The following is a 9358-nucleotide window of genomic DNA, read 5'->3' on the forward strand; positions in this document are numbered from 1 at the left end:
AGACCCGCTGGTAACGGCGGGTTTTCTCGTTCTCGGGATCACGTGGCCATCGACTGGTGTGGGGCGTGAACGCCGAGTTGCTCCTACTTGTTCCTGATCCGGTGACGTCAGTGGGTGTCACGTCGAGGCCGTCAACGAGCTGCTGCAAGCGTTGCTGATCGTTGTCCTGGCGCTCTATCCCGTGCGTGTAGAGCCTGAGCGTGAACACCCGGATCGGTGTGGCCGATCTGCGCCATGACGTACCGCGGGTCGTGCCGAGCGCGATCAGGATCGATGCGTAGGTGTGCCGTAGCCCGTGATCGAGGATCTTCGCCAACGCATCCACGCCGCCGGCGGACTCGTCAATGCCGGCGACCTCGTACGGCGCTGAGACATCACTCGCGCACGAGTGAGTGACCTGACGAAGAGCGACAGCTTCCCGGAGTCACTCGCACAGGTTGGACAGCGCCCCGTGTGGCTCGCCGCGGTCTGTGACGAGTGGCGCACCATACGAGTCGCACACCCCCGGCTCAAAGAGATCGGCGACAGCGACATGCCTCACGTCTACGCGGTCAACGTGTGGGCGATCACCAGTCCCACGCTGGTCGCCCTGAGCTTTTGGTTGATGCGATGACCATCGACCGGCTCGACCCAACCGGAGCGCGCCGGACATCCCTGTCGAGCGAGCGATTAGCCGTGCCGGGTGGGGAGCGGCTCGACTCGTCCGCGCCATCGCCCGAGCAAGCGAGATCCTGGATATCTGCCCATCGAACTCGGGAACGAGCGCTTCCCCGACGATCTGACCTGCCCAACCGATCAGGCTTCACTTGACGGTCACGCGGCTCCTCGCGATGCTCGCCGCCATGAGAGTCCTGGTCGCCGTTTTCTGCACGCTCCTGCTCGTCGGCTGCGGAGGCAGCAACCCCGTCGAGAAGAGCTTTGGCGGCCTGACCGAAGGCGACATGCAAGCCGTCCAGAGCGTCAGCACGTCGCTGCAGTCCCTCAGCACCGACATCGCGACGATCCAAGCCGAGCTCACCGCCGAGAACATCACCGGCGCTCGGTCGGCGATCGACGCCACGGCGCCCAAACTCGACCAGGCCGACGACAAGACCCTCGACCTCGACAACTCCGACCTGCGCACCACGCTGCAGGACTACGTCACCACCACACGCGAGCTGGTCGGTTCCTTCGACCGCTGGGTCGCCTACTTCGAAGACGACTCGACGCTGCGCGATGAGGCCCTTGAGAACGACTTGCTCGGCGACATCGACGCCGCGGCCACGGACATGCGCAAGGCCGACCAGGCGTTCCTGAACCGGCTGCTTGACAACGCCAGCCCCGAACAGCGGAAAGAGATCCGGGCCCGATACCGGGACGCGCTCGAGCGGCTGACGGATAGCGCCGGCGGCAGTTGAGCCTTGTTCGCCGGCGACATCACCTTCCGACTCGTTCAAGAGTCCGGCTTCAACGCGTCTCAGCTCATCACCCCGGGAGCCACGTTTCTGGGCGCCGTCCTCGGCGTCGTCGTCGGCGGACTACTGACGCGCAAGACACTGTTCGCCGTAGAAACGAAACGAGCATCCATTGACGATGAACGGGATAACCGGCGACGCCAACAGGACGAAGCGGCCGAAAAGCGCCGAGTTCGCGGCACAGCGCGCTCGCTCCGCATCGACCTGGAGCACGCACTCGTCACGCTGAACGTCTCGAAGCAGAGATCCCAGTGGTGGCCTCAACGGCATACCGTTCGAATCGAGTTCGGACGCGAAGAGCAGACGCTCGTTGCTACCTGGTTCAACCCGCACGGCTGGGACCTCATCGCCATCGCTCTACACGCCCTCGTCGATGCCGACGTTCAACGGACCCACATGCCGGACGGCATTCCGAGCGCCGCTGCCGACGAATTCGACTTCATGATCAAGGCCATCCAGGACGCGGTCGCTGTCATTGACCAAGAAATAGTCCGTCTCGGACCGCTCGATCAACCCGCTTGACCGTTGCCGCCCAGGGCACGACGGCCCGCAACGTCGCCGTGTACTCCTCGACGTCGACGTGCACGCCACTCCTGGCCTTGGCTGCTCCGCCTGTTGCCGATCGCCACCCGCAGTCCAGCCCACAGCGAACGCGTCGCACAACGCCGCGGTGACCGCCTCGCGAAACTCCGAGTCCTCGCCGAATCGTCGAGACGCTCCTCGTCGGCGCCCCGCGCTTCGTTGAGGGTGTGCTCCCGACCCAGCCGCCAAGCGGGACCGGAAGGCGCACATTCTCGATCGTCAGCTAGCGGCTGATCTCGCTGAGTGTCGCGAAGTTGCTGCCGACGGCCAGCAGGATGCGGGTCCTGTTGCGGATCAGGACTGCCGTGTGCTGGTCGCCGAGTTCGTTGCGGACGAAGGTCTCGACTGCCGTGGCGGACGTCATGCGCCCACGCGGCGAGAGGATCTGGTGCTGGGCCTACGTGTCCGGAGTCGTCATACGCCAGGCTTGCGATCCGGGCGATGCGACGGTGGCCTCGGCGGGCGCGGTGTGATTCCCGTCGGCGGGACGGTTCGGATGGTGGTCGAGCGACGCGCTGGCCGGGCGAAGAGCGTGCACCCGACTGGTCGACGTCAACCGTGATGTACCCGCGCAGGTTGACGGGAGTCGGCTGCGAGCGTCGCATCCGGGCGAGGGCCGATGACCAAGTTACCTGGCCCACGGTCGTCGTCCTGAATCGCCAGCGAGGCGATGATCGCACGAATCTGCATGCACCCCGGATTGATGCACAGGCATCAGCGACAATCTGGTGCACCCGAAAATTGTGTAACGGTCCGTCCGGACGCAACCTGTCCAGGACCACCGAAAGCCCACCTCCGAGATATAGAGAGGCTTCGGATCGACACGTAGATCGCAACGCCCGCCAGGATCGGGCGGGAAGGACGACGACACGACCGTACCCGTCAGTCGAGACGTTCCGTTAGCCGAGACGATTTGTGGTCGAGAGTCACGTCCGCGATCAGCGCCAAAGTTCACAAGATGGACGCCGAAGCAGCCAAGTGGATACTCACCCTCGCTGGTGCCGGCTGCGAGATCATCGGTCTATCGCTGGTGATCCTCGATGCCAGAGATGCCCGGCGTGCCGCTCTCGAAGTTCTCCAAGCGCCGAAGCCGGTCATTCCGAAGCGAACCGAAGAGGGCCGGTGGGTATCTGGCGTGCGTCGTTCGATCGCGAGTTACGGCGCAGCCGATGACGCACGCCAGCTCCGAGAAGCGTTTGTCCGGCATATCGAAGGCCTTGGGCAACAATTTCAGACGCTCGAGGATCGACTTGGCGCCGACATGGAAGAACTCTCGCGACGCGTCGTCGACGAAAGCGATCAGCGTGAACGCGAGCTCCGAGGCGTGCTTGCGGATCAGCTCGTGTCGGGCCTGGGCCGTCGCTGGCTGGGCACCGGGCTGTTCCTGGTGGGCGTCGTCCTCTCCGCGGCCTCGAACCTCGTGGGCTGATCGCGTTCGTTTGGGAGCAGGCGGCATCACCTTGCGCCCAAGCCAAGCCTAAGCGAACCAGATCGCGCCCTATGAGGCTGTCCGGTTCCCGCATCGTTTGGCTCTACGTCGCCGTGAAGCCCTATCTAGCGCGTTACCGAACGGATGCCTCCGGAGCGCGAGGTCGCAGTTCAGATCCTGCCGGGCGCGTTCGTGGTCTGTGGGGTGCCTGCCGGTCTGTAATTGCCGACCGCCGACGCCATTGTGCCCGGTGCAGGTGCGGGTGCGGCAGTGTCGCGATGCAGTCGATGCGTCCGACATATGGGCGAAGACCGACCACGCGGCCGAGCGGTCCCGCACGGCACTAGGGGGCAAGCTGAGTCACTGAGCGAACCGCTGTCGGCCGAGCGTGGCGATCTACTGCACGCAGGGGCGGGGACGACCCTGGGCCGCACAGCTGTCCAGGCTGCGCTCCATGAAGCTACGTAAGATCGTCAATGTGACGACGCAGGCTGTTTACTACCGGGAAGCTGATGGGCGAGAGCCGGTCAACGACTTTCTCGAAGGGCTGACGGACCCGCGCATGCAGGCGACCCTTGATATGCAGATCGATCGCCTGAACGGCCTGACCCCGGGGGCTCCGCCGCTGCCGTTTCCCCACAGCTCACAGGTCGACGGCCCGCTCCGCGAGCTCCGCTGTCATTTTGGCAATCAGCTGTTTCGAGTGCTGTACCGGCGCTCGGACAATCTGTTCGTTCTGCTGCACATGTTTCGCAAGGACTCGGGGAAGATTCCGCGGGTCGAGATCGGCATTGCGAACGAGCGGTGGGATGACTTCCGCTCACGGATGAATGCCGATCCGCGGACTCCGCCTCGAGCTGCTGGGCACGACGCTCCGTAGACGCGGCTTAGCGATTTCGCTAAACTCCTGGCGTCGGGCGGCCGACACAGAACGACAGATCGCCCAGTTGGCGCCAACTCAACCCCCGGAGCCCTGATGTCTCACAAGCAGGTGCCAGCCTCGCCCGTCGGCGCTGTCCACGGACAGGCGTCTCGCCGCGGTCGCAATCCTGCCTATCAGGCGGAGATGCACAAGCTCGCGCCGTTCGAGCGCATCGCCCGCATGGTCATCGCGCGACGCATGAACGCTGGCTGGACACAGCAGCAGCTGGCAGAGCAGATGGGCACGAGTCATTCCGTGATCTCGCGAATTGAAAGCGGACAGCACGCCACAAGCGTCCAGACCCTCGCCCGCCTCGCTGAAGCGTTTAACACCCATCTCGTGGTGGGGTTCGATGATGAGCCCGCCGAGGTCGCTGTCGAGTCGGACGTCCGTCAGATCGCCGCGGTGACCTGAGATCGTCGTCGCGCTGGGCGCTACAGCGGGCTTGGGCGCCGATCGTGCGCTCGGTTCTGTGCTCCGGAGCGCGAGGTCGCAGGTTCGAATCCTGCCGGGCGCGTCACGTCGAGCTGGTGTTGCTCGATGGAGCTGAACAGCCGCCGCGCCTTGCCGAACTCCTCCGCGTCCGGCTCCGCGCGAAGCACGAGGCGCATGGTCAGCTGGCTGAAGCGGTCGAGGAACATGTGCCGCTCGAGCAGTGTCGCCGCGTGGGCGTGGGCCTGGCGCATGAGGGCGTCAGTGGCGGCTTCGACGGCCGGGTACTGTCCGCGCTCGCACCCGTCGACGAGCGCGGTGAGCCACGTCTCCATCGTCTCGCCGGCCGCCGGGAGGCCGAACCAGCCGACCGGGCCGTTGCGGTAGATCGACTGGGCGGCCGCGGCGGCGAGCTTCGGCCCGTGGCCGCGGAGCGTGTCGGCGAGGACCGGCACCGGACCCTGCGGGGCGTCGACCGGGCGCACGACCGGCTGCACGCCGATCTCGTCCGCGAGGCGGCGGACGCCGTCGAGCGGGAAGCGGCGGTGGCCGCCGGGCGTGCGCAGGGTGTCGATCCGGCCCTCGTCCGACCAGCGGCGCAGGCGGCTCGGGCTGATCCGCAACGTGTCGGCCGCGGCCTGGAGCGTGAGGAAGGTCTCCTCGACCTGCGGGGCGCTGGCGCGGGCCGGGTGCAGCACGAGCACCTTGACGGCGTCGTCCAGCCCGTCGAGGAACGCGTCCAGCACGGTCGGGTCGAACTGCCGGCCGCGCTCGGACCGCATCGTCGCGACGGCGTCGTCGACCGTGCCCGCGAGGCGATAGACGCGGTCGGTGGTGAGCGCGTCGAACGTATCGGCGACCGCCGCGATCCTGCCCGCGATCGGGATCTTGTTGCCGCTCAGGCCCTGCGGGTAGCCGTCACCGTCGAAGCGCTCGTGGTGGGTGAGCGCGATCTTCGCGGCCATCTCGAACGACGGGACGCCGGAGCCGCTGAGCATCGCGTGACCCACGCGCGGATGGTCCTCGACCTGGTCGCGCTCAGCCGCGGTGAGCGGCGCGGCACGCTGAGCGATGTTGTCCATGCCGACATCGTGCAGGCGGCTGGCGGCACCGATGAGCTCAGCGTCGAGCCCCATCCTGCCCGCAATTGCGGTGCAATGACAGCTCATCCGGTGGAGATGGGACGCACTCTCCATGGTCGCGACGACTGTAACCCTCGGTGTTCGAGCGATGCGGCAGCACCCGGGTGGTCGTGGCGCCTGGCCGCTCGGTCAGGACGAGGCGGAGGCCCGCCCGGACTGAGCCGCGGACAGCGCGCCGCCGCCCGCTCCGAGCAGCGCGCCGCCGACCAGGTAGATCCCGAACACGGAACCGTCCCCCGCGTCGCCGTGCAGGAGGCCGCCGGCGAGGACGACGGCGGCCACCATCGTGAGCGCCCACACCGGGCCGACCAGCGCGCCCCAGGCCGCGGCGGTGCCGGGCCGGTCGGCGCCCACGGCGCGCGCGGCCGCGAAGCCGGCGTACAGCGCGGCGAGCAGGTTCAGCCCGAGGAGTAGGACCACTGCCGGCAGAAAGACGTACGCGGGGAGCGCGTCGCCGTAGGAGAAGATCCGGAACGCGCCGTCCGTGCCCGGGATGCTGTTGGGATCGTCGACCGGGAACGGCAGGCCGAGCCCGCCGGTGCCGTCCGGGCGGAACAGGGTGCCGGCCCCGAGTGCCGTGAGCTGGACGCCGTGCTCGGGCGCGTAGAAGGCCTCCTCGATCAGCGCGGTGGCGGTGCCGCGACCTTCGCGCACGCCGCCGGCGTCGGCGCCGACCTGCACGAGCCAGCCGACGACGCCGAGCACCGTGGCGATCGCGACCACGGCGGCGAGCGGCCACAGCGTGGCGACGGCCGCGCGGAGCACGCGCGCGACGCCCGGCGGCACGGTCACCAGCTCCTTCAGCGGGAGCGTCGTCGCGGCGCCGATCAAGCCGCCGATCAGGCCCCAGAGCACGCCGAGCGCGAACGTGTTGCCCGGCGAGGGCGACACCACCGAGCCGTCGTTCCCGTAGCTGAGCAGCGCGAACATGAGCATGAGCACGCCGAACGGGACCGCGACGAGCAGCGCCCACGCGAGCCGGGTGAGCGGCGGGGCGCCTTCCGTGCGGTGGATCTGCCAGCGGACCGCTAACGCGAGCGCCGTGATCGGGATCGCGAGCAGGATCAAGGGGTGCACGCGGCGGCTGCCGGCCAGCAAGGAGTCGCTCAGGTCGACCATCGGCGCGAGCAACGTCCCGATGGCCTGCCGGAACGTCTCGACGAGCAACGACTCGGAGGCACCGACGCTGCCGATCAACGACACGTCGGGCGCGACGATCGCGATCAGCAGGCCGGCCACGAGCACGACGCCCGCCGCGACCGCGCCCGCGATCCCCGCGGCGATCATCCCGGCCCGCACGAGCCCCTCTGGAGCTGGAGCCGGCTCCGGCGGCGCCTGCGGGACCGGGACGGCCTGGAGCACCGCCGCCGTCGGGAAGGTCGGCGCGGGCCGGTCCTCGGCATCGTCGATCTCGAACTCGTCGAGCCGCGCCCCGCAGAAGGAGCACGACAGCGCCCGTGGGTTCAGACGCGCGCCGCAGTTGGGGCAGAAGATGTCGTCGGTCAAAAGGTTCCCATTTGCCTCACGGGCGGCTTATGGGTATCACTTGCGCCCGCCGGATGCGCATCTTCGTCATCAGCGACATGGAGGGCGTGGCCGGGATCTGCCGCTGGGATCAGGTCATGGCCGACCGGCCCGGCTACGAGGAAGGGCGGCTCCTGTACACCGAGGAGCTCAACGCCGCCGTGCGCGGCGCGTTCGCCGCCGGGGCGACCGACGTGGTCGTGATGGACTGCCACGGCGCGGGCGGTGACCGCTCCTTCAACAGCCTCGTGCCCGACCGGCTGGACCCGCGTGCCGACTTCGTGGTCCAACACCGCTGGACCGAGTACACCGGCTTCCTGGAGCAGGGCTGCGACGCCGCGCTCTTCATCGGCCAGCACGCGATGGCGGGCGCCGAGCGCGGCGTGCTCTCGCACACGGTCAGCTCCACCAACTGGCACGCGCTGTTCTTCAACGGCGTCGAGGTCGGCGAGGTCGGCATCAACGCCGCGCTGTGCGGCACCTGGGGCACGCCGGTCGCGCTCGTGACGGGCGACGACGTGGTCTGCGCCGAGTCCGCCGCGCTGCTCGGCCCCGGCCTGCACACGCTCGCGGTGAAGACCGGGCTCGGCCGCTTCAGCGCCCGCCACCACTCCCCCGCGCGAGCTCGCGAGGCGATCGAGCAGGCGTCACGCGCGGCGTTGAAGGACATGACGGGCGCCCCGGTCTACGAACCCGGAGCACCCTGCACGATCACGGTCGAGCTCAACACCGCCGACCAGGCCGACCCGTACCGCAACCGCCCGGACGTGACCGTCACCGGCCCGCGGACACTCGAGGCGACCGCGGGCACGTGGTGGGAAGCCTGGCGGGCGATCTACCTCACGCGCTGATCAGCAGCCCTCGAGGCGGGCGCGCTTGAACCAGACCGAGAAGTCCTCGCGGATCAGCGTCAGCGTCATCGGCCGGCAGTCGGCGACCTTGTCGAGCGCCGTGTAGACCGAGAGCTTGTCGAACACGAGGCCGTCGAACATCGTGCCGCCGGTCTCGCGCACCTTCTGGCAGTCGAGCAGCGCGCCGGCGCCGAACTTGTGCCCGCACTCGGTGACGGTGCCCGGCGCGTGGTACCAGAAGCCGCGCAGCCCGCCGCAGCCCTCGGCCGTCGCGCCCGCGATGTCGCCGTCCTCGTTCCAGACGCCCAGCTCGATCTTGCAGGACGCCGGGGCGGGTGTCTCGGAGCTCTCGGACGTGTCCGTGGTCGACGTGCAGCCCGGGTCGGGGTCGAGCGCGCCGTCGGCGAAGTGGTCGTCGATCATGCCGTCGCCGTCGTCGTCCTTGCCGTTCTCGCACGCGGCCTTCTCAGTACCGCCGCCGGTCTTGCAGCGCGCGATCGGCCCGTAGAGCTCGGCGACCTCGCCGTTGGGGCGGTAGAGCGCGATCGTGACCTTGCGGTTGCAGTCGGCCGGCCCGGTGAGCGTGAGGTTGACGTCCGCGATCTCGACGGCGGGTCCGGTCGCGACGCCGTACTTGCCGGAGGGACCGCACGTCCACCCGGTGCCGCCCGTGAAGATCTCGCAGGACTGCACGCCGGGCGCCGCGTCGATCCGGACCTTCGTGAAGAGGCCGCAGCGGTTGATGCCCGCACCGAGGCCGGTCGTGCTGTCGCCCATGCCGATGCCCGAGTGGTTCTCGACGCACTCCTGCCCCACCGGCACCTCGCCGGTCTCGGACGCGTCGTTGCCGTCGGCGCAGCCGGGATCCTCGAGGTCGGTCTGGCCGTCGTTGTCGTCGTCGGCGCCGTTCGCGCACGGCTTGGCCGGCGGCGTCGGCGTCGGCGTCGGGGTGGGCGTGGCGCGCGCCGGCGTGGAGATGCGGCCGCCGGTGGCCGGCGCGGGCTGCCCGGCGGGCGGAGCGG

Annotated in this window: 9 protein-coding genes and 1 pseudogene; 6 read left to right on the forward strand and 4 right to left on the reverse strand. The window is 68.7% G+C overall.

What is annotated here, in order from left to right; genetic code table 11:
* Nucleotides 1-806: 806 nt before the first annotated feature.
* Nucleotides 807-1397 (forward strand): hypothetical protein, encoded by a 591-nt coding sequence (locus tag OJ997_RS29385; RefSeq protein WP_270028918.1) that lies wholly within the window; start codon nucleotides 807-809, stop codon nucleotides 1395-1397.
* A 3-nt stretch (nucleotides 1398-1400) separates the two neighbouring features.
* Nucleotides 1401-1976, forward strand: coding sequence for a hypothetical protein (locus tag OJ997_RS29390; protein ID WP_270028919.1), 576 nt, complete (start codon nucleotides 1401-1403; stop codon nucleotides 1974-1976).
* 283 nt (nucleotides 1977-2259) lie between these two features.
* On the opposite strand, the gene OJ997_RS29395 is transcribed toward OJ997_RS29390, so the two are convergent.
* On the reverse strand, nucleotides 2260-2400 hold the full coding sequence (locus OJ997_RS29395) for a hypothetical protein (RefSeq protein ID WP_270028920.1): 141 nt from the start codon (nucleotides 2398-2400) through the stop codon (nucleotides 2260-2262).
* Between the two features lie 594 nt (nucleotides 2401-2994).
* Here OJ997_RS29395 and OJ997_RS29400 point away from each other — a divergent pair.
* The 3 genes from OJ997_RS29400 to OJ997_RS29410 all read left to right on the forward strand — a co-directional run bounded on the left by OJ997_RS29400 (nucleotide 2995) and on the right by OJ997_RS29410 (nucleotide 4801).
* Nucleotides 2995-3465: a hypothetical protein gene (locus OJ997_RS29400; protein ID WP_270028921.1), complete on the forward strand. Its 471-nt coding sequence runs from the start codon at nucleotides 2995-2997 to the stop codon at nucleotides 3463-3465.
* 454 nt (nucleotides 3466-3919) lie between these two features.
* Complete coding sequence (locus tag OJ997_RS29405) at nucleotides 3920-4345, forward strand: type II toxin-antitoxin system RelE/ParE family toxin (RefSeq protein ID WP_270028922.1); 426 nt, start codon at nucleotides 3920-3922, stop codon at nucleotides 4343-4345.
* A 186-nt stretch (nucleotides 4346-4531) separates the two neighbouring features.
* Nucleotides 4532-4801 carry a helix-turn-helix domain-containing protein gene (locus OJ997_RS29410; protein WP_270028923.1) on the forward strand — a complete coding sequence of 90 codons (270 nt, stop codon included), beginning with the start codon at nucleotides 4532-4534 and terminating at the stop codon, nucleotides 4799-4801.
* A 20-nt stretch (nucleotides 4802-4821) separates the two neighbouring features.
* On the opposite strand, the gene OJ997_RS29415 is transcribed toward OJ997_RS29410, so the two are convergent.
* Together OJ997_RS29415 and OJ997_RS29420 are read right to left on the reverse strand one after the other, a co-directional pair.
* Nucleotides 4822-6015, reverse strand: coding sequence for an HD domain-containing phosphohydrolase (locus tag OJ997_RS29415; RefSeq protein WP_270028924.1), 1194 nt, complete (start codon nucleotides 6013-6015; stop codon nucleotides 4822-4824).
* Nucleotides 6016-6090: 75 nt separating this feature from the next.
* Nucleotides 6091-7467 carry a zinc-ribbon domain-containing protein gene (locus tag OJ997_RS29420; RefSeq protein WP_270028925.1) on the reverse strand — a complete coding sequence of 459 codons (1377 nt, stop codon included), beginning with the start codon at nucleotides 7465-7467 and terminating at the stop codon, nucleotides 6091-6093.
* A gap of 53 nt (nucleotides 7468-7520) precedes the next feature.
* Here OJ997_RS29420 and OJ997_RS29425 point away from each other — a divergent pair, with 53 nt between their 5' ends.
* Nucleotides 7521-8336: a M55 family metallopeptidase gene (locus OJ997_RS29425; RefSeq protein ID WP_270028926.1), complete on the forward strand. Its 816-nt coding sequence runs from the start codon at nucleotides 7521-7523 to the stop codon at nucleotides 8334-8336.
* Here OJ997_RS29425 and OJ997_RS29430 read toward each other — a convergent pair.
* Nucleotides 8337-9358: pseudogene (locus tag OJ997_RS29430) on the reverse strand (hypothetical protein); the annotation flags it as partial. It lies immediately after the preceding gene.

Origin of the sequence: Solirubrobacter phytolaccae (assembly GCF_027587195.1) — a bacterium.
In the GTDB taxonomy this organism is placed as follows: domain Bacteria; phylum Actinomycetota; class Thermoleophilia; order Solirubrobacterales; family Solirubrobacteraceae; genus Solirubrobacter; species Solirubrobacter phytolaccae.